Source organism: Mycolicibacterium vaccae NBRC 14118 = CIP 105934, assembly GCF_001552715.1.
GTDB lineage: Bacteria > Actinomycetota > Actinomycetes > Mycobacteriales > Mycobacteriaceae > Mycobacterium > Mycobacterium vaccae.
Genome location: NZ_BCRS01000009.1, coordinates 1 through 19,164, shown reverse-complemented (window position 1 = coordinate 19,164; position 19,164 = coordinate 1). Strand labels below are relative to the sequence as shown.

The 19,164-nt window shown below is 68.8% G+C and carries 16 protein-coding genes; 7 read left to right on the top strand and 9 right to left on the bottom strand.

The annotated features are described in order from the left end of the window. Nucleotides 1-92: 92 nt before the first annotated feature. The 3 genes from MVA01S_RS03195 to MVA01S_RS03185 are packed head-to-tail and all read right to left on the bottom strand — an operon-like array spanning nucleotide 93 to nucleotide 5,837. Nucleotides 93-1,913, bottom strand: coding sequence for an ABC transporter ATP-binding protein (locus tag MVA01S_RS03195; protein ID WP_003930183.1), 1,821 nt, complete (start codon nucleotides 1,911-1,913; stop codon nucleotides 93-95). After that, nucleotides 1,910-3,871 (bottom strand): ABC transporter ATP-binding protein, encoded by a 1,962-nt coding sequence (locus MVA01S_RS03190; RefSeq protein ID WP_003930182.1) that lies wholly within the window; start codon nucleotides 3,869-3,871, stop codon nucleotides 1,910-1,912. Before MVA01S_RS03190 ends, MVA01S_RS03195 begins: the two co-directional genes overlap by 4 nt. After that, on the bottom strand, nucleotides 3,864-5,837 hold the full coding sequence (locus MVA01S_RS03185) for an ABC transporter ATP-binding protein (RefSeq protein ID WP_040541078.1): 1,974 nt from the start codon (nucleotides 5,835-5,837) through the stop codon (nucleotides 3,864-3,866). Before MVA01S_RS03185 ends, MVA01S_RS03190 begins: the two co-directional genes overlap by 8 nt. Before the next feature lie 117 nt (nucleotides 5,838-5,954). Between MVA01S_RS03185 and prrA the strand changes: the two genes are divergently transcribed. Both prrA and MVA01S_RS03175 read left to right on the top strand, forming a co-directional pair. Then, nucleotides 5,955-6,656 carry a two-component system response regulator PrrA gene (gene prrA / locus MVA01S_RS03180; RefSeq protein ID WP_040541079.1) on the top strand — a complete coding sequence of 234 codons (702 nt, stop codon included), beginning with the start codon at nucleotides 5,955-5,957 and terminating at the stop codon, nucleotides 6,654-6,656. Nucleotides 6,657-6,659: 3 nt separating this feature from the next. After that, nucleotides 6,660-8,009 carry a HAMP domain-containing sensor histidine kinase gene (locus MVA01S_RS03175; protein WP_003930179.1) on the top strand — a complete coding sequence of 450 codons (1,350 nt, stop codon included), beginning with the start codon at nucleotides 6,660-6,662 and terminating at the stop codon, nucleotides 8,007-8,009. A 22-nt stretch (nucleotides 8,010-8,031) separates the two neighbouring features. Here MVA01S_RS03175 and MVA01S_RS03170 read toward each other — a convergent pair whose 3' ends face one another. Continuing rightward, entirely contained in the window at nucleotides 8,032-8,394 is a 363-nt protein-coding gene (locus MVA01S_RS03170; protein ID WP_003930178.1) for an FKBP-type peptidyl-prolyl cis-trans isomerase, read from the bottom strand. Nucleotides 8,395-8,642: 248 nt separating this feature from the next. On the opposite strand from MVA01S_RS03170, the gene MVA01S_RS03165 reads away from it, so the two are divergent. The 4 genes from MVA01S_RS03165 (at nucleotide 8,643) to MVA01S_RS03150 (ending at nucleotide 13,453) form a co-directional block, all read left to right on the top strand. Further along, a complete protein-coding gene (locus tag MVA01S_RS03165) occupies nucleotides 8,643-10,241 on the top strand; it encodes a class I adenylate-forming enzyme family protein (RefSeq protein WP_040541117.1) in 1,599 nt (532 codons plus the stop codon). A 40-nt stretch (nucleotides 10,242-10,281) separates the two neighbouring features. After that, a complete protein-coding gene (locus MVA01S_RS03160) occupies nucleotides 10,282-11,574 on the top strand; it encodes an MFS transporter (RefSeq protein ID WP_003930176.1) in 1,293 nt (430 codons plus the stop codon). Nucleotides 11,575-11,638: 64 nt separating this feature from the next. Beyond that, nucleotides 11,639-11,887 (top strand): DUF2630 family protein, encoded by a 249-nt coding sequence (locus tag MVA01S_RS03155; protein ID WP_003930175.1) that lies wholly within the window; start codon nucleotides 11,639-11,641, stop codon nucleotides 11,885-11,887. Between the two features lie 12 nt (nucleotides 11,888-11,899). Continuing rightward, complete coding sequence (locus tag MVA01S_RS03150; RefSeq protein ID WP_003930174.1) at nucleotides 11,900-13,453, top strand: phytoene desaturase family protein; 1,554 nt, start codon at nucleotides 11,900-11,902, stop codon at nucleotides 13,451-13,453. On the opposite strand, the gene MVA01S_RS03145 is transcribed toward MVA01S_RS03150, so the two are convergent. The 5 genes from MVA01S_RS03145 to pdxH all read right to left on the bottom strand — a co-directional run bounded on the left by MVA01S_RS03145 (nucleotide 13,450) and on the right by pdxH (nucleotide 18,248). After that, nucleotides 13,450-13,863 (bottom strand): MarR family winged helix-turn-helix transcriptional regulator, encoded by a 414-nt coding sequence (locus MVA01S_RS03145; RefSeq protein WP_003930173.1) that lies wholly within the window; start codon nucleotides 13,861-13,863, stop codon nucleotides 13,450-13,452. The genes MVA01S_RS03150 and MVA01S_RS03145 overlap by 4 nt on opposite strands. Then, entirely contained in the window at nucleotides 13,853-15,289 is a 1,437-nt protein-coding gene (locus MVA01S_RS03140) for an MFS transporter (RefSeq protein ID WP_040541121.1), read from the bottom strand. The genes MVA01S_RS03145 and MVA01S_RS03140 overlap by 11 nt, the downstream gene beginning before the upstream one ends. 187 nt (nucleotides 15,290-15,476) lie before the next feature. Further along, nucleotides 15,477-16,781: a citrate synthase gene (locus tag MVA01S_RS03135; protein WP_003930171.1), complete on the bottom strand. Its 1,305-nt coding sequence runs from the start codon at nucleotides 16,779-16,781 to the stop codon at nucleotides 15,477-15,479. Between the two features lie 102 nt (nucleotides 16,782-16,883). Continuing rightward, on the bottom strand, nucleotides 16,884-17,534 hold the full coding sequence (locus MVA01S_RS03130; RefSeq protein WP_003930170.1) for a TetR family transcriptional regulator: 651 nt from the start codon (nucleotides 17,532-17,534) through the stop codon (nucleotides 16,884-16,886). 84 nt (nucleotides 17,535-17,618) lie between these two features. Next, nucleotides 17,619-18,248 carry a pyridoxamine 5'-phosphate oxidase gene (gene pdxH / locus MVA01S_RS03125; RefSeq protein WP_040541126.1) on the bottom strand — a complete coding sequence of 210 codons (630 nt, stop codon included), beginning with the start codon at nucleotides 18,246-18,248 and terminating at the stop codon, nucleotides 17,619-17,621. Nucleotides 18,249-18,316: 68 nt separating this feature from the next. Between pdxH and MVA01S_RS03120 the strand changes: the two genes are divergently transcribed. Beyond that, nucleotides 18,317-19,164, top strand: an 848-nt coding sequence (locus MVA01S_RS03120; protein ID WP_060941540.1) for a citrate synthase 2, incomplete at its 3' end; no start/stop codon positions are given.

The window sequence follows — 19,164 nt, the reverse complement described above, 5'->3', positions numbered from 1 at the left end:
GCATTCCAGTAGGCCGCCACGCGGAATTCCGCGCATGGAATGCGGTTTCGGCGGGGAGGTGCTCGGCGGGGAGGTGCCGGGGGGCGGTGCCGCTACGCCAGCGACTGCACCCAGGAGCGGTGCAACGCCGCATAGTGCCCGTCGCCGCGGGCGGTGAGTTCCTCGGGCGCGCCATCCTCGACGATGCGGCCGTGCTCCAGTACCAGCACCCGGTCGGCGATCTGCACGGTCGAGAGCCGGTGCGCGATCACCACCGCGGTCCGGTCGGCGAGCACGGTTTCCAGCGCCCGCTGCACCATTCGTTCACTCGGGATGTCCAGCGACGACGTCGCCTCGTCGAGGATCAGCACCGCGGGGTCGGCCAGGAACGCCCGCGCGAACGCGACCAGCTGACGCTGCCCGGCCGACAACCGGCCGCCGCGTTTGGCGACGTCGGTGTCGTATCCGTCGGGCAGCGCCTCGATGAAGGTGTGCGCGCCCACCGCGCGGGCCGCATCCCGCACCTCGTCGTCGGTGGCGTCGGGTCTGCCGAACCGGATGTTGTCGGCGATGGTGCCGCCGAACATGAAGTTCTCCTGCGTCACCATCACGACGTTGCGCCGCAACTCGGTTTGTGTCACGTCACGCAGGTCCACCCCGTCCAGCGAGACCGTTCCGGACACCGGATCGTAGAACCGGGTGATCAGTTTGGCGATGGTGGTCTTGCCCGCACCCGTGGTGCCGACCAGCGCGACGGTCTGCCCCGGCGGGATCACCAGATCGAGCCCGGGAAGCACCGGCCGGCCCGGCACGTACTCGAACTTCACGTCGCGCAGGGCGATCTCGCCGCGGACCGTCCCGAGTTCGACCGGGTGGGCAGGGTCGCTGATGGCCGGTTTCTCGGCCAGCACCCCGGCGAGCTTCTCCAGAGCCGACGCCGCCGACTGGAAGGTGTTGAAGAACTGCGAGATCTCCTGCATCGGCTCGAAGAACATCCGCAGGTACAGCAGGAACGCCGCGAGCGTGCCGATGGTCATCTCGCCGTGCAGCACGCGGTAGCCGCCGTAGATCAACACCACGCCGGTGGTCAGGTTGCCGACCAGCTTGACCGCCGGCATGAACACGGCCAGCAGCTTGAACGTCTTCTCGTTGATCTCGCGGTAGCGGTCGGCGATGTCCTCGAAGATCTGCTGGTTCCGCGGCTCGCGCCGGTAGGCCTGCACCGCCTTGATGCCCGTCATCGTCTCGACGAACTGCACGATCACCAGCGCCGAGACCTCGCGGACCTCACGGTAGGTCTTGGACGACTCCCGCTGGAACCACCACACCAACAGCACCAGGATCGGGAACGCGGCCAGGCACATCAGACCGAGCTTGACGTCGAGCACCACCAGCAGCACCGCAGTGCCGAACATGGTGAGCACCGCGGTGATGAGGCTGTCGAACCCGGTCTCCAGCATGTCCTGGATGGCCTCGACGTCGTTGGTGGACCGGCTCACCACCCGGCCCGAGGTGTAGCGGTCGTGGAAGGCGATGTCGAGCCGGGCGAACTGGCGGAAGACGCGGCGGCGCAGTTCCAGCAGCACCTTCTGGCCTATCCGTCCGGACCGGCGCAGGAAGTACATCCGGCTGGTGGCCTGCACCGCCACCACCACGCACAGTGCCGCGACGATGGTCAGCAGCGTGGTGGCGGGTCCGCCGTCGAGCAGCGGCGGGATCCCGTCGTCGATGCCCTTCTGCACCAGCAGCGGAACCGAAAGGCGAGCGGTGTTTTCCACGACGACGACGACCGCCAGCGCGGCGACCACCCAGCGGTAGGGGCGCAGCAGCGAGTACAGCAGCGACCGCGCCTCGCGCTGTCGCGGCACCGTCTCGTCGATCGGCAGATCCTGGTGGTCGTCGAATTTTCCGCGCCAGTCGGTTCCGGAGCTCACCCGCGCCTCCCCAGGATCTCCTGGTCGAGGCGGCCGAGTTCCTCGTCGTGGTCGAGTCGGGCGCGCTCTTCCTGTCCGATCGTCTGCTCGTCGCGCGAATAGTCGTCTTCCCAGGCGCATTCGCGTTCGCTGCCGTCGTCGAGCTCGTCGTCGGCGGCCAGCAGGTAGCGGTACGCGGGCACCCGGGCAAGCAGTTCGGCGTGGGTGCCGGTATGGGTGATGGTGCCGTCCTGCAGCAGCGCCACCCGATCGGCGAGAAGCACCGTGGAGGCGCGGTGCGCCACCACGATGCCGGTCACCTCGTGCAGCACCCGGCGCAACGCCTCCTCGACGATCGCCTCGGTGTGCACGTCGAGCGCGGACAGCGTGTCGTCGAGCACCAGGATGCGGGGTGCGGCCAGGATCGCGCGGGCCAGCGAAAGGCGTTGGCGCTGACCGCCGGACAGGCTCATGCCCTGCTCGCCGATGCGGGTGTCCAGACCGAAGGGAAGGTCGTAGACGAACTGCGCGGCAGCGACCTCGACGGCGCGGCGCACCTCGGCGTCGGTGGCCGCATCGTCTCCGGAACGGCCCAGCGTCAGATTCTCGGCGACCGACATCGAGAACAGTGTTGGGTCCTCGAATGCGGTGGCCACCGTGCGGCGCAGCGCGTCCAGCGACAGCTCCCGGATGTCGTGCCCGTCGATGCGGATCTGCCCTTCGGTGACGTCGTAGAGCCGCGACAGCAGCCCGGCCAGCACCGACTTGCCCGACCCGGTGGCACCGACGAGCGCCACCGTCTCCCCCGGTTCGACGGTCAGGTTCACGTGCCGCAGGACCCATGTGTCCGGCTCGCCGGACGGCGTACTTTCGTCCGAGTCCGGGAACCGGAAGCCCACGTCGACGAGTTCCAGCCGGCCGCTCTGCGGGGCCTGGGTACGCGGCCCGTCGGTGATCTCCAATGGTGCGTCGAAGATCTCGGCGATGCGGTTGGCCGCGGTGAACGACTCCTGGGTCATCGACAGCAGGAAACCCAGCGACGCGATCGGCCACACCAGCGACAGCATCATCGTGATGAACGCGACCAGGGTGCCCATCGTCACGTACCCGTGCCCGGCCGCGTAGGCGCCGAAGCCGAGCACCACGATCAGGGTCAGGTTGGGGATGATCTCCAGCAGCGTCCAGAATTTCGCCGACACCGATACCCGGCGGACCTGGGTGTCGTAGAGGTCGGTGAGCTGCTCGTCGAACCGCTGGTAGATGTAGTCCTCGCGGCCGAACGACTTGACCACGCGAAGGCCCAGCGCGGCCTCCTCGACGTGGGTGGCGACGTGGCCGGCCTGATCCTGCGCGAGCCGGGACAGCCGGGTGTACTCCTGCTGAAAGTGCAGCACGGTCAACGTGATCGGCACGATCGACACCAGGACGATCACGCCGAGGGGCCAGTACATCACCAGCAGGATCGCCGTCACGATGGTGATCTGCAGGACGTTCAGCATCAGGAAGATCAGGCCGAACGACGAGAATCGGCGAATCGTGCTCAGGTCGTTCATGATTCGCGACAGCAGCTGACCGGACTGCCACCGGCCGTGGAAGGACATCGGCAGGATCTGCAGCCGCGCGTAGAGCTGTTTGCGGATGTCGGCCTCGACGCCCATCGTGGCGCGCGCGACCAGCCAGCGGCGGATGAACCACAGCACCGCTTCGGTGATGCCGACGCCGACCGCCGCGGCGCCGACCACCCACAGGCCCTGCTGGTCCTGGTGGCGCACCGGACCGTCGATCACGGCCTTGGTCATCAGCGGGATGGAGATCGTGGCCGCCAGGCTGGCCAGTGCGATGACGATCATCGCGATCCAGCGACCGCGGTAGGGCAGCAGGTACGGCAGCATCCGCCACAGATCCGAGCTTGGTCTCACCCGTTCGGGTGGGGGCGCGATCGCGGGCGGCGCATACAGGGAGTCCCGGGTGTCAGCCACTTAGGACATCTTCCCATTGGGCGCAAGTGGTTAACTCCTCCGAACCCGCATCACGGCAGCGGGAGTTCGAGTGCGGGCCTGCCGGGGTGCACGTTCGGCGGGCGACACCGAACTGGGTGCGGTACAGCTGCGCGTACCGGCCGCCGCGCGCCAACAGCTGCTGATGGTCGCCGTGCTCGACGATGCGCCCGTCCTCGACGACCAGGATGACGTCGGCGGCGCGCACCGTGGACAGTCGGTGGGCGATCACGATCGACGTGCGCCCGGCCAGCGCCTCGGAAAGCGCGTCCTGCACCGCGGCCTCGGACTCCGAATCCAGCGATGCGGTGGCCTCGTCGAGGATCACCACCTGCGGGGACGCCAGCAGCACCCGCGCGATCGTGAGCCGCTGCCGCTGCCCGCCCGAGAGCCGGTAGCCGCGCTCCCCCACCACCGTGTCCAGGCCGTCGGGCATCGCCGCGACCACGTCGTCGAGGCGGGCTCGCCGCAGCGCCTCCCACAGCTCGTCGTCGGTGGCGTCCGGCACCGCCAGGGTGAGATTGGCCCGGATGGACTCGTGGAAGAGGTGACCGTCCTGGGTGACCATGCCGACGGTGCGCTTCAACGACGCGAACGTCACGTCCCGGATGTCGGTGCCGTTGAGCCGGATCGCCCCCGAATCGACGTCATAAAGGCGGGCCGCCAGCGACGCGATCGTGGACTTACCCGCCCCGGACGACCCGACCAGGGCCACCACCTGCCCGGCCCGCGCCGTGAACGAGATGCCGTGCAGCACCTCCTGCCCGCCGCGGTCGTCCAGCTCGGCGACCTCCTCCAGCGAGGCCAGCGACACCTGATCGGCCGCCGGATACGAGAACCGGGCGTTGTCGAATTCCACAGTGACCGGTCCCCGCGGCACCTCGACCGCGCCGGGACGTTCCTGAATCAGCGGAACCAGGTCGAGCACCTCGAAAACCCGCTCGAAGCTGACCAGCGCCGTGGCGATCTCCACCCGGGCGTTGGCCAGCGCGGTCAGCGGCGCGTACAGCCGGGTCAGCAGCAGCGCCAGCGACACGATCTGGCCCGCCTGCAGCTGCCCGCCGAGCGCGAGCGCCCCGCCGAGCCCGTAGACCAGCGCCAGAGCCAGCGCCGACATCAACGTCAGCGAGTTCATGAACGTCGACTGCAGCATCGCGGTGCGCACCCCGATGTCGCGGACCCGACCGGCCCGCACACCGAATTCGAGCGATTCCGCGGCGCTGTCGCCGAACAGCTTCACCAGCGTCGCGCCGGGCGCCGAGAACCGTTCGGTCATCTGGGTGTTCATCGTCGCGTTGTGGGCGGCGGCCTCGCGCGAGAGCCGCGCCATCGCGGCGCCGATGCGGCGCGCGGGGATCAGGAACAGCGGCAACACCACCAGCGCCGCCAGCGTGATCTGCCAGGAGATGCTGAGCATCACCGCCAGCGTCAACGTCAACGTCACCAGGTTGGCCACGACGCCGGACAGGGTGTCGGAGAACGCGCGCTGTGCACCCATCACGTCGTTGCCGAGCCGGCTGACCAGCGCGCCGGTGCGGGTGCGCGTGAAGAACGCGACCGGCATCCGCTGCACGTGGTCGAACACCGCGGTGCGCAGATCGAGGATCAGCCCCTCACCGATGGTCGACGACAGCCACCGGGTCAGCAGCGCGACCCCCGCCTCGGCGACCGCGACCGCCGCGATGACCGCAGCCAGCGCGACCACCACCGCGACGGTGCCCGCGCCGGTGATCTCGTCCACCACCCGTCCCGCCAACAGCGGGGTCGCCACCGTCAGCACCGCGCCCACCACGCTGACCGCGACGAACACCCCCAGCCTCCGGTGGTGCCGGGCGGCGAAGCGCCAGATCCTGCCGAGCAACCGGCGGTCCCCCAGCGAATGCAGGTCACCGCCCCGGGCATGGGTCTGCCGGTACAACGACTGCCGGGCGACCGTTTCCAAGCTCATGTTTTCACCGTAGAACCTGAACAAACATTGAGGTCAATCGCTTCCCGCGACCACCGGTCGGCGATCCGCGGGCCTACCTCCCACGACGGTGCCGCTTCATCGGGCAAGATTGCGTCCATGGAAAGTGGCGTGGGCTCACCCCGGGTGCTCGTGGTCGACGACGATCCGGACGTGCTCGCCTCGCTCGAGCGCGGCCTGCGACTGTCCGGATTCGAGGTCTTCACCGCCGTCGACGGCGCCGAGGCGCTGCGCAGCGCGACCGAGACGCGACCGGACGCGATCGTCCTCGACATCAACATGCCCGTCCTGGACGGGGTGTCCGTGGTGACCGCGCTGCGGGCGATGGACAACGACGTGCCGGTGTGTGTGCTCTCGGCGCGCTCATCGGTCGACGACCGGGTCGCCGGGCTGGAAGCCGGCGCGGACGACTACCTGGTCAAGCCGTTCGTGCTGGCCGAGCTGGTGGCCAGGGTGAAGGCGCTGCTGCGGCGGCGCGGGTCGACGGCGACGTTCTCGTCGGAGACCATCGCGGTCGGCCCGCTCGAAGTCGACATCCCGGGCCGGCGTGCCCGGGTCGACGGCGTGGACGTCGACCTGACCAAGCGCGAGTTCGATCTGCTGGCCGTGCTCGCCGAGCACAAGACCGCCGTGCTGTCCCGCGCGCAGCTGCTGGAGCTGGTGTGGGGATACGACTTCGCCGCCGACACCAACGTGGTCGACGTGTTCATCGGCTACCTGCGGCGCAAGTTGGAGGCCAACGGCGCACCGCGGCTGTTGCACACCGTGCGCGGGGTGGGATTCGTGCTCAGGCAGCAATAGGTCATGGTCGCGCTGTCCCGCATCTTCCGTCGCACACCGTCACTGCGCACGCGGGTCGCGTTCGCCACCGCCATCGCCGCCGCGATCGTCGTCGGGATCGTCGGCACCGTCGTCTGGGTGGGCATCACCAACGACCGCAAGGAGCGACTGGACCGCCGGCTCGACGAGGCGGCCGGCTTCGCCATCCCGTTCCTGCCTCGCGGGCTCGACGAGATCCCGAAGTCGCCGAACGACCAGGATGCGGTCATCACCATGCGCAGCGGCGGGCAGGTGACCTCCAATTCGGACGTCGTGTTGCCCGAACTGGAGCCGGGCTACGCCGACACATATGTCGACGGGGTGCGCTACCGGGTGCGCACGGTGCAGCTGTCGGCGCCCGAACCCATGTCGGTGGCCGTCGGCGCCACCTATGAGTCGACGATCGCCGACACCAACAACCTGCACCGCCGGGTGCTGATCATCTGCACGCTGGCGGTCGGGGCCGCGACGTTCGGCGGGTGGCTGCTGGCCGCGTTCGCGGTGCGTCCGTTCCGGCGGCTGGCCCAGCAGACCCGCCAGATCGACGCCGGCGACGAGGCCCCCGACATCGACATCCGCGGTGCCACCGAGGCGGTCGAGATCGCCGACGCGGTCAAGGGGCTGGTGGAACGGGTGTGGGAGGAGCAGGGGCGGACCAAGGCCGCGCTGACGTCGGCGCGTGACTTCGCGTCGGTCTCGGCGCACGAACTGCGCACCCCGCTGACCGCGATGCGCACCAACCTCGAGGTGCTGGCGACGCTGGACCTCTCCGAGGAGGGCCGCAAAGAGGTCGTCAACGACGTCATCCGCACGCAGTCGCGGATCGAGGCCACCCTCGGCGCGCTGGAGCGTCTCGCCCAGGGTGAGCTGTCCACCCAGGACGACCACGTGCCGGTCGACATCACCGAACTGCTCGACCGGGCGGCGCACGACGCGATGCGCGTCTACCCCGACCTCGAGGTGTCGTTGGTGCCCGCGCCGACGGTGATCATCGTCGGGCTGCCCGCAGGGCTGCGCTTGGCCGTCGACAACGCGATCGCCAACGCCGTCAAGCACGGCGGCGCGTCGCGTGTGCAGTTGTCGGCGGTCAGCTCGCGTGAAGGTGTGGAGATCGCGGTCGACGACGACGGCGTCGGGGTTCCCGAAGAGGAACGCACGGTGGTGTTCGACCGGTTCGCCCGGGGGTCGACGGCCTCGCACTCGGGTTCGGGCCTCGGCCTGGCGCTGGTCGCGCAGCAAGCCGACTTGCACGGCGGCACAGCGACGTTGGCGGCCAGCCCGCTGGGCGGGGCGCGCCTGCTGCTGCGGCTGCCCGGACCCGGCGGCCAGCGCTAGCGGGCAGCCTCCGGGGGCAGTCTCAGCGGGCGTTGAGCAGGTCGATGACGAAGATCAGCGTCTTGCCGGAGAGCCGGTGCCCACCGCCTGCCGGACCGTAGGCCAGCGCGGGCGGGATGATGAGCTGGCGGCGACCGCCGACCTTCATCCCGGGGATGCCCTCCTGCCAGCCCTGGATCAGGCCGCGCAGCGGGAACTCGATCGACTCACCACGGTTCCACGAGCTGTCGAACTCCTCGCCGGTGTCGTACTCCACCCCGACGTAGTGCACCTCGACGTTGCCGCCGGGGACTGCCTCCGCGCCGTCGCCCACCACCAGGTCGGTGATGACCAGCTCCTCCGGCGGGGGTCCGTCAATGAACTCGATCTCGGGTTTGGAAGCCACGACGCCACAGTACTGCCTGGCTGTGACGACCGGTCGCGGTACGGGCGGGCGCGCAGACGAGCGATCCGTTTACCCGCGAGCGCTGAGGGTATGCGCCGCGGATGGTGGGGATATTCGAAGACATCGGCGACGGCAAGCCGGACGTATCGGGGCTACAAGACCTGGACACGCCGGTGCCGGCTCCTGCAGACATCGGTTCCTAGGCACATGTCGGCGCGGCGGACCCGGTAGTGGACGAGGGGGTGGAGATGTCCTCAGCGTCCGGCACGTCCCCCGTCCAGAGCATCGTCGATGCGTGGCGCACCCGCGTGGATCGCCACCCCGACCATCCCGCCATCGGATACTTCGACACGGTCCTCACCGCTCGCGAGGTCGACGACGCCTCCGACGCGCTTGCGGCCGCGTTGTCCGACATGGGCGTCTCCCCCGGCGACCGCGTCGGGATCTATCTGCAGAACATCCCCCAGTATGCGATCACGTTCCTGGCGCTCTGGAAGATCGGTGCGGCCGCGCTGCTCCTCAACCCGATGTACCGCGGGCGCGAACTGCGCGCCATCGTCGACGACGCGCAACCGGTGGGAATCGTCTGCGACGAACACGACGTTGCGGCCACCACGGAAACCCTGCGCGGCAGCCGTGTCCGGTTCACGATCAGCACCAGTGGCCTCGATTTCCAGTCGCGGAACGACCCGCGGGTGGTCCGGTCCACGGCGCGGCCTACGACGGCCGCCGACGATCTGTTGGACCTCATCCGACGCAACCGTGGCCGCAGGCCTGCCGCGGCCCCGCCCGCCGGTGCCGATCTGGCGCTGCTCGCCTACACCTCGGGCACGACCGGTCCACCCAAGGGCGCAATGAACTCCCATGCGAATGTGCTCGCCACGGCACTCGATTTCGGCGATCGCGCCGGCCTCACCGACGGCGACGTGGTGTTCGCCGTCGCTCCGCTGTTCCACATCACCGGTGCCATGCTCAACGCCGCGGTGGCTCTGGTCCGCGACTGTCTGTTGGTGTTCGCGAACAGGTTCGACGCCGCAGTGACCCTCGACGCCTTCGTCGAGCACCGGGTGACCTACACCATCGGCTCCATCACGGTGTTCAACGCGATCTCGGCGCTCCCGTTGGCGAGCGCCGAGCACTTCGAATCGGTGAAGACGTTGTACTCCGGCGGCGCGCCCATCCCCCCGGCCACCGTCAAAGCGTTCGCGGCCCGCTTCGGCCATTACATCCACAACGCCTACGGCATGACCGAGACGACCGCCGGCGTCATCGCCGTCCCCCCGGGCGCCGAGGCTCCGGTGGACGCGACGAGCGGGTCACTGTCGGTCGGGCTCGCCCTACCCCGGGTGCTCCTGCGCACCCTCGATCCGGCTGGGAATCCGACACCTCCCGGGGTCGCCGGTGAGCTCGAAGTCTCTGGGCCGCAGGTTGTTTCCGGCTACTGGCGAAACCCCGACGCATCCATGTCGACGATGCCCGATGGCCGGCTCCGCACCGGTGACGTCGCACTCATCGACGAGCAGGGCTGGGTGTACATCGTGGATCGGCTGAAAGACCAGATCAACGTGTCCGGCTACAAGGTATGGCCGCGCGAGGTCGAGGACGCCCTCTACGAGCATCCCGCGGTGTTCGAAGTCGCCGTTGTCAGCCATCCCGACGACTACCAGGGCGAGGCGGTGGTCGCCTACGTCGCGTTGCAACCAGGCGCGAGCGCAACCGAAGACGAGCTCATCGACTTCACCCGTGAACGGCTCGCCGCCTACAAACGGCCGCGCACCGTGCATGTCATCGCCGAACTCCCCAAGACACCGACCGGAAAGATCAAACGAGCCGAACTCCGGCAATGACCCCGCGATGCCACTGCATCTCGCGAGAAAGTGACCCACGATGACCACCAGGATCACCGGCGAGACAAAGGCTGCGCCGACCATGTCGTCGCGCAAGAAGTCCCTCGTTGCCAGTTCCGTGGGAAACGTCCTGGAGTGGTACGAGTGGAGCGCTTACGCGGTCTTCGCGCCGTTCATCGCCGCCGCGATGTTCAGCCAGGACAATCCGGTGTCAGCTCTGCTGTCGACGCTCGCGGTGTTCGCCGTCGGTTTCCTGATGCGCCCACTGGGCGGCATCGTGTTCGGCCGGATAGCCGACAAGCGCGGCCGCAAGTTCGTGCTCGTCACCACCATGCTCATGATGGCCGCCGGCAGCCTGCTGATCGGCATCATGCCCACCTACGCGGCGATCGGCACATGGGCCTCGGCCCTGCTGTTGCTCGCACGGATGATGCAGGGCTTCGCCCACGGCGGCGAGTCGGCGACCGCGTACTCCTACGTGGGCGAGATCGCCCCGCCCAATCGTCGCGGCATGTGGGGCAGCGTCGCCTTCATCGCCATTTTCGGCGGTTCGATCCTGGCGTACACCGTCGGCGGGGTCATCACCACCACTCTCACCGAACCCGCTGTCGGCCAATGGGGTTGGCGTATCCCGTTCCTGCTGGGCACCGTGCTCGCGCTGGTCGCGCTGTACCTACGCCGCAGCATGGACGAGAGTGACGTCTTCGACGCCGACCAGCAGACCGCTGAGCCACCTTCGGTGCCGCGCAGGACGGTGGTACGGGCCATCCTGCTGATGATCGCCATGACCTCGGGAATCACTGCCGCGCATTACACCTGGACGTCCTACGTATCGACGTACGCGATCACGCAGCAGGACATGGATCCCGACACCGCCTACTGGATGCTGGTGATCGCGCAGGCGGTCGCGTTGCTGTCGCTGCCGTTCCTGGGCCGGCTGTCCGATTCGATCGGTCGCCGGCCCATGCTGGCCGCGTTCGCCGTCCTGATGTTCGTCCTGCAGATCCCGTTGACGATGCTCATCTCCTCGGAAGGCTGGACGTTGCTGGTTGCGACGACGGTGGCGCTGCTGGTGGTCGCGATCCCGGCATGCATCCTGTCCTCGACGCTTTCCGAGAGCTTTCCCACCCACCTCCGCACGCAGTCCATCGGGTTCGCCTACTCGTTCTCGGTCGCGGTTTTCGGTGGTACCGCACCGTATTTGAATCAGTTGCTGCTGAGCTGGGACCTCGGCTGGGTATTCGGCGTGTACATCATGGTCCTGTCGGCGCTCACCGGCGTGGCGTGCATCTTCATGAACGAGACCAAGGGCATCAGACTGGAGGATGTCTGACGCCCAAGAGCGATCAGCCGTCAAAGCACTGGGCAGACAGGACCGGGTGGGGCAGACTGACGGGGTGGCATCTGACCGAGACATCCTCGCCCGGGTCAACGAGTTGATCTCCGAGGAGAAGACCCTGCGCGACAAGATGCAGCACCGCGAGATCGACGAGTCCGAGGAGCACAAGCGCCTTCAGTCGATCGAGGTGCAGCTCGACCAGTGCTGGGATCTGCTGCGGCAACGCCGGGCTCTGCGCGCCAGCGGAGGTGACCCGCAGGACGCGCAGGTCCGGCCCGAAGGCGAGGTCGAGGGCTACCTCAACTGAGGAGGCATCGTCGTGACGCGCGTTGACGCCGTCGTCGTCGGCGGCGGGCACAATGGGCTCGTCGCTGCGGCCTACCTGGCGCAGGCCGGGCGCAGCGTGCGGGTCCTGGAGCGTCTCGGCCATGTCGGCGGGGCGGCGGTGTCGCAGCACCCGTTCGTCGGGGTGGACGCCCGGTTGTCCCGCTACTCCTACCTGGTCAGCCTGCTGCCGCGCCGCATCGTCGACGACCTCGGTGCGCGGGTGCGGCTGGCCCGGCGCCGCTACTCGTCCTACACGCCCAACCCGTCCGACGGCGGCGGCACGGGCCTGCTGATCGGCCCCGAGTCGACGTTCGCCGCGATCGGGGCGGCCACCGACGAAGCCGGCTTCGACGATTTCTACCGGCGCTGCCGGGCCGTCACCTCGACGATGTGGCCGACGCTGACCGAGCCGCTGCGCACCCGCTCGCAAATGTTCGCCGCGGTTTCCGGCGCCGCCGGAGCCGACGCGCGCACCGGCTGGCGGCAGATGATCGAAGCCCCCGTGGGCGAAGCCATCACCTCGGCCGTGCACGACGATCTGGTCCGCGGCGTGATGGCCACCGACGCGTTGATCGGGACGTTCGCCCGACTCGACGAACCGTCCCTGGCGCAGAACCGCTGTTTCCTCTACCACCTACTCGGGGGCGGCACCGGAGACTGGGACGTGCCGATCGGCGGGATGGGGGCGGTGTCCGGCGCACTGGCCGCGGCCGCCAGCGGATTCGGCGCCGAGATCATCACCGGTGCAGAGGTTTACGCGATCACCCCGGACGGGGAGGTGCGCTACCGCCACGGCGACGCCGAGCATGTGGTCGCCGGCGGGCATGTGCTGGCCAACGTCACACCTGCGGTGCTCGCCCGCCTGCTCGGCGAGGACGAACCCGAGGTCGCTCCCGGTGCACAGGTCAAGGTGAATCTGATGCTGACCCGGTTGCCGCGTCTGCGGGACCAGAAGGTCACCCCAGAACAGGCCTTCGGCGGCACGTTCCACATCAACGAGACCTACGGGCAACTCGACGCCGCGTACCGGCAGGCGGCCGCCGGCTCGGTGCCCGACCCTCTGCCGTGCGAGATCTACTGCCATACACTGGCCGATCCGACGATCCTGTCCGAATCACTGCGGTCGGCGGGCGCCCAGACGCTGACGGTGTTCGGCCTGCACACCCCGCACGACCTGACCGCATCGGCACCGCCGCAGCGCCTGCGCGACACCCTGACCTCCGCGGCGTTGAATTCACTGAATTCCGTTCTTGCCGAGCCGATCCAGGACGTCCTGATGCAGGACGGCGAGGGCAGGCTGTGCATCGAGACGAAGACCACCGCCGACCTGGACCACACCCTGGGCATGACCCGCGGCAACATCTTCCACGGCGCGCTGTCGTGGCCGTTCGCCGAGGACGACGAGGAACTCCGCACACCGGCTCAGCGTTGGGGAGTTGCCACCACCCACGAACGAATACTGTTGTGCGGATCGGGTTCTCGCCGCGGCGGCGGCGTTTCGGGGATCGGCGGACACAACGCGGCGATGGCCGCGCTGAACAACTAGCCCAGCTTGTTCAGGATCGCGCGCAGCGACGCGAGATCGGCCGGGTCCAGCGCGGCGAGGACGTCGGGCGCCGGGTCGTGCACGGCGTCGATCGCCCGCACCGTGTCGCGGCCGGCGTCGGTCAGCGACACCAGCTTGCAGCGCCGGTTCGACGGGTCGGTGCGGCGCACCACCAGACCACGCTCCTCCAGATCGTTGACCGCCACCGTGGCCGCCGGCGCGTCGACCGTGGCGGCGGCGGCGAGCTGCTTGACCGTCATCGGGGTTCTGCTCAGCCGCTTGAGGATGCGGATCCGGCTGAACGGCAGGCCCGTCGCCTCGACCACCGCGCGTCGCCACCGGTCGCGGTGATCGAGCACCAGCGACGCGAGGTCGCGCCAGACGTCGTCTGCGGCCGGGTTACCGGACATGGGCACCGGTCACCGGATCCGCCGCGCCGGACACCAGTGGCGCCAGCCGCTCCGCCGAGCGCAGCGCCCGCTGCGACGTCGCGAACAGACCGACCCCCAGAATCACCAGACCCAGCGCGACACAGACGAACCACAGCGGACGGGCAGCCGTGGTGAAATCGGCGCCGCCGGCCGCCATCGCCGATCCGGCCAGCGAACCACACAGCGCCACACCGACACTCACCCCGACCTGACGGCTCGTCGACGTCACCGCCGACGCCGCCCCGGCCCGGTCGAGCGGCATCCCGCTGACCGCCGCGTTGGTGATCGGCGCGTTGACCATCGAGAAGCCGATGCCGAACACCGTGAAGATCGCCAGCAGCCACCACACTGGCGTCGTCGCGGTCAGGAACGTCAACATCGTCGCCGCCGCGGTGATCAACACCCCCGCCACCACGAGCGAGGGCCGCGCCCCGTAGCGGCCGACCAGCCGGCCCGACAACGGCGAGAACAGCAGCGCACCCAGTGCGATCGGCAGGTAGATCAGGCCGGTGTGCATGGCCGAGAACCCCCGCTCGCCCTGCAGGTACAGCGACATCATGAACAGGAACGCCCCCCATGCGGCGAAGGCACTGACCGCGTTGACGGTGGCGGCGGCGAACGGGATGCTGCGGAAGAACCGCAGATCCAGGAACGGGTCGTGACGGCGCGATTCGAACCGCAGGAACACCACCAGGGCGACCGCGGCGACGGCGGCGATCGCGATCACGCGTGGGCTGCTCCAGCCCAGCACGGGCCCCTCGATGAGGGCGAACACCGTGCCGAACAGGAACAGGATCGCCAGGGCCTGGCCGATCGGGTCGACGTTGCGCATCGTGGCCGACTTCGACTCCGGAACGAACAGCGCGGTGAGCAGGATCGCCGCCGCGCAGATGGGCAGGTTGATCCAGAACACCCAGCGCCAGCCGACGGTCTCGATGAGCAGGCCGCCGACGATCGGCCCGGCAGCCATCGATATGCCGGTGATACCGCCCCAGATCCCCAGCGCCCGTGCGCGCTCCACCGGCGCGCTGAAGATCTGCGAGATGATGGACAGCGCAACAGGATTGAGCATCGACCCGCCGATGCCCTGCAGGAAGCGGGCGCCGATCAGGGCGTCGATGGTGGGCGCCAGGCTGCACGCCAGCGATCCGAGCGCGAACAGGGCGAGCCCGGTCTGGAACACGCGTCGGCGACCGAACCTGTCCCCCGTCGCCCCGGCCAGCATCAGCAGCGAGGCCAGCACCAGCGTGTAGATGTCCACGACCCACTGCATCTGCGCCGGCGTCGCGGACAGATCCTGGCGGATCGACGGGATCGCGACGTTGACGATGGTGGCGTCCATCGACACGATGAGCAGGCTCAGGCAGCAGGACACCAGGATGATGGCCTTGCGCCTGGGCGTCATCGCGCCGACCGGGGTACTCACCCAACGATTGTGAAACTACAACTGTCGACGGGGCAAGTGACGGCGCTGTGACGTTCGTCGTTGACGAGCGTGCGCGTACGCCGCCGCGAGCGTGCGCCGAGTTAGCCCAGGCCGCGGCGTGTCGGCCGCAGACACGCACGCTCGCCGAGGCGAGGGTGAGGGTGAGTTAGCGGGCGTCGATGTTGTTGTAGTCGCGCTCGGTGTAGCCGGTGTAGATCTGCCGCGGCCGGCCGATCTTGTTCGGCTCGCCGTGCATCTCCCGCCAGTGTGCGATCCAGCCGGGGAGCCGGCCGAGCGCGAACAGCACCGTGAACATGCGGGTCGGGAAGCCCATGGCCCGATAGATCACGCCGGTGTAGTAGTCCACGTTCGGGTAGAGCTTGCGCTCGACGAAGAAGTCGTCGGTCAGCGCGATCTCCTCGAGCTCCTTGGCGATGTCGAGCAGCGGATCCTGCACGCCGATCTTGCCGAGGATCTTGTCGGCCTGCTCCTTGACGATGCGCGCCCGCGGGTCGTAGTTCTTGTACACCCGGTGGCCGAAGCCCATCAGCTTGACGTTGTCCTCGCGGTTCTTCACCTTCTTGACGAAGGTCGCGACATCGTCGTCGCCGTCGCGGATCTTCGACAGCATCTCCAGCACGGCCTGGTTGGCGCCGCCGTGCAGCGGCCCCCACAGCGCGTTGATCCCGCCGGAGATCGACGTGAACAGGTTGGCCTGCGACGACCCGACCAGGCGCACCGTGGAGGTCGAGCAGTTCTGCTCATGATCGGCATGCAGGATGAACAGCATGTCCAGGGCCCGCACGATCTCGGGGTCGACCTCGTAGGGCTCGGCCGGGAAGCCGAACGTCATCCGCAGGAAGTTCTCCACCAGCGTCAGCGAGTTGTCCGGGTACAGGAACGGCTGCCCCTCGGACTTCTTGTACGCATACGCCGCGATCGTCGGCAGCTTGGCCAGCAACCGGATCGTCGACAGCTCGACCTGGTGCGGGTCGAACGGGTCGAGCGAATCCTGGTAGTAGGCGCTCAGCGCGTTGACCGCGCTGGAGAGCACCGGCATCGGGTGCGCGTTGCGCGGGAAGCCGTCGAAGAACCGCTTGAGGTCCTCGTGCAGCAACGTGTGCCGCTGGATCTGCGTGGTGAACTTCTCCAGCTGCTCGGCGGTCGGCAGTTCGCCGTAAATCAGCAGGTAGCTGACCTCGATGAACGTCGACTTCTCCGCGAGCTGCTCGATCGGGTATCCGCGGTACCGCAGGATGCCGGCATCACCGTCGATGTAGGTGATGGCGCTCTTGGTCGATGCCGTGTTGACGAAGCCGCCGTCATAGGTCGTGTAGCCGGTCGTGGCCAGCAGCGAACCCAGCGCAATGCCGTCTGCGCCTTCGGAAGCTTTGACGATGTCGAGTTCGAGCTCGCCTCCTGGGTAGACCAGGGTGGCGTGCTCCTGCCCGGCGTCGGCGTTATCGGCCACTGGATTCCCTTCAAGTCTGTCGGGTCGGTCGCAAGTCGCGGAGTCTGCCTACAGAAGGTAGTCCCATTCCAGGATGCACGCCCGCGGGGGGCCGTCACAGGGTCAGACCGGCTGCCCGAGACCAGCGATTTCCCCGACGAACTCCGAATAGGTCGACTGGAACGCCGCGATGACGTCGTCGACGGTGACCAGCGCGCCTGGTCCGGCCTGAACGTTCAGATCCTGCAGCGCCGTCAGCAACAACGCGCCCCATACCGCGGCGAGTATTTTCACCCGACGGTCGTCGACGGTGGTGCCCATCCGCGCCGCGACCTCCTGGTCGACCGCGCTGGCGCGATACTCGACGGCGGCCTGCCGCAACGTCGGCGAGGACCCCGTGATCCGCAGGATCTGCAGCAACCGCTCGGCCGACAGCCCGTGTTCCGGGGCCCGCTTGGTCGCCTCGGCCATCGCCACATAGGCGCGCCGCAGCGCCTCCAGATGGGTCAGGTATCGGGGCTGGGCAGCCAACTCGGCAGCGGTGCGGGCATGCACCTCGTCGACGAGGGCGAGCACGATCGCGTCCTTGGTGGCGAAGTAGCGGCTGAACGTTCTCGGGGACACCTCGGCGATGGCGGCGATCTGGTCGACCGTGGTGCGGTCGAATCCCTGACGGTCGCACAGCCCCAGCGCGGCGTTGATCAGTGTCGCGCGGGTCCGGCGCTTCTTGCGTTCCCGCAAGCCGAGCGCCGGTTCCCCCCACGAATCACCCACGACCCGGATGCTATCCCGGTAAGGCATGCCCACAGGGCGGAACGGCGCGTTGCGACGAGTGGCGAGACCGCCGATTCGGCCAGGTCACGGCTGGAGACGTTCGATTCGCCCGTCCCGGACGCGGATCCTGTTGTGCACCCGGTTCTCCCGCCCCTGCCAGAACTCCACCACCTCGGGGGCGATCAGGTAGCCGCCCCAGTGCGGGGGCACCGGGACCTCGTCCAGGTCGGCGAATCGTTCGGTCACCTCGACGAGTTGCCGCATCAGCGCGGCGCGGGACTCCACGGGCCGGCTCTGCTGGGACGCCCATGCCCCCAGCTGCGAGCCGCGCGGACGCTTACGCCAGTAGTCGGCGGTCTGCTGGGCAGAGACTTTGGTGACGGCGCCCCGGACGTGGACCTGCCGGCCGACCAGGTACCACGGGAAGGTGGCCGACGCGTACGGCACGGCGGCCAGTTGCTCGCCCTTCTCCGAGTCGTAGTTGGTGTAGAACGAGACTCCGCTCTCCTCGACGCTCTTGCACAGCACGCTGCGGGTGACGGGCCGGCCCCGCGCGTCGACGGTGGCGACCACCATCGCGTTGGGCTCTGCGACACCGGCCTGTTCGGCGTCGGCCAGCCACCGGTGCAGCAGCGCCACCCAGCCGCCGTCGAGCCAGTCGGCGTCGAGATCCCCGCTGCCGTCCTTCTCCACCGACCCGTATTCGACCCGCATCTGCGCCAGGTAGTCAGAAGTGCCCACATGCCAGACGCTACGCCGCACGCGGGTGCAACAATCGGCCCATGACCACGGTGCCGAAGGATTTCGCCCCCGGACTGGCGGGCGTGGTGGCGTTCGAGACCGAGATCGCCGAACCGGACAAGGACGGCGGCGCACTGCGCTACCGCGGCGTCGACATCGAGGACCTGGTGGCCCAGCGGGTCACCTTCGGTGACGTCTGGGGGCTGCTGGTCGACGGCCGCTTCGGCTCGGGGCTGCCGCCCGCCGAACCGTTCCCGCTGCCCATCCACAGCGGCGACGTCCGCGTCGACGTGCAGGCCGGCCTGGCGATGCTCGCGCCGATCTGGGGCTACCCACCGCTGCTGGACATCGACGACGACACCGCGCGCGACCAGCTGGCCCGCGCGTCGGTGATGGCGCTGTCCTACGTCGCCCAGTCTGCGCGCGGCATCTACCGGCCCGCCATCCCGCAGCGCGCGGTGGACGAATGCCACACCGTCACAGAACGTTTCATGACGCGGTGGAAGGGCGACCCGGATCCGCGGCACGTCGAGGCGATCGACGCGTACTGGGTCAGTGCCGCCGAGCACGGGATGAATGCGTCGACGTTCACCGCCCGGGTCATCGCGTCGACCGGGGCCGATGTCGCCGCCGCGCTCTCGGGTGCGATCGGGGCGATGAGTGGCCCGCTGCACGGCGGGGCGCCCGCGCGGGTGATCCCCATGATCGAGGAGGCCGAGCGGACCGGCGACGCGCGCGCAGTGGTCAAGGGCATCCTGGACCACGACGAGAAGCTGATGGGCTTCGGGCACCGGGTGTACCGGGCCGAGGACCCGCGGGCCCGGGTGCTGCGCGCCACCGCCGAGCGGCTGGCCGCGCCGCGCTACGAGGTGGCGGCGGCGCTGGAACA

What these genes read in the sequence shown, in the direction of transcription:
- MVA01S_RS03140 (WP_040541121.1), bottom strand. Translation starts at nt 15,289, where the DNA reads ATGACGCCCAGGCGCAAGGCCATCATCCTGGTGTCCTGCTGCCTGAGC.
- MVA01S_RS03145 (WP_003930173.1), bottom strand. Translation starts at nt 13,863, where the DNA reads ATGTCCGGTAACCCGGCCGCAGACGACGTCTGGCGCGACCTCGCGTCG.
- pdxH (WP_040541126.1), bottom strand. Translation starts at nt 18,248, where the DNA reads ATGCGGGTCGAATACGGGTCGGTGGAGAAGGACGGCAGCGGGGATCTC.
- MVA01S_RS03165 (WP_040541117.1), top strand. Translation starts at nt 8,643, where the DNA reads ATGTCCTCAGCGTCCGGCACGTCCCCCGTCCAGAGCATCGTCGATGCG.
- prrA (WP_040541079.1), top strand. Translation starts at nt 5,955, where the DNA reads ATGGAAAGTGGCGTGGGCTCACCCCGGGTGCTCGTGGTCGACGACGAT.
- MVA01S_RS03185 (WP_040541078.1), bottom strand. Translation starts at nt 5,837, where the DNA reads ATGAGCTTGGAAACGGTCGCCCGGCAGTCGTTGTACCGGCAGACCCAT.
- MVA01S_RS03175 (WP_003930179.1), top strand. Translation starts at nt 6,660, where the DNA reads ATGGTCGCGCTGTCCCGCATCTTCCGTCGCACACCGTCACTGCGCACG.
- MVA01S_RS03160 (WP_003930176.1), top strand. Translation starts at nt 10,282, where the DNA reads ATGACCACCAGGATCACCGGCGAGACAAAGGCTGCGCCGACCATGTCG.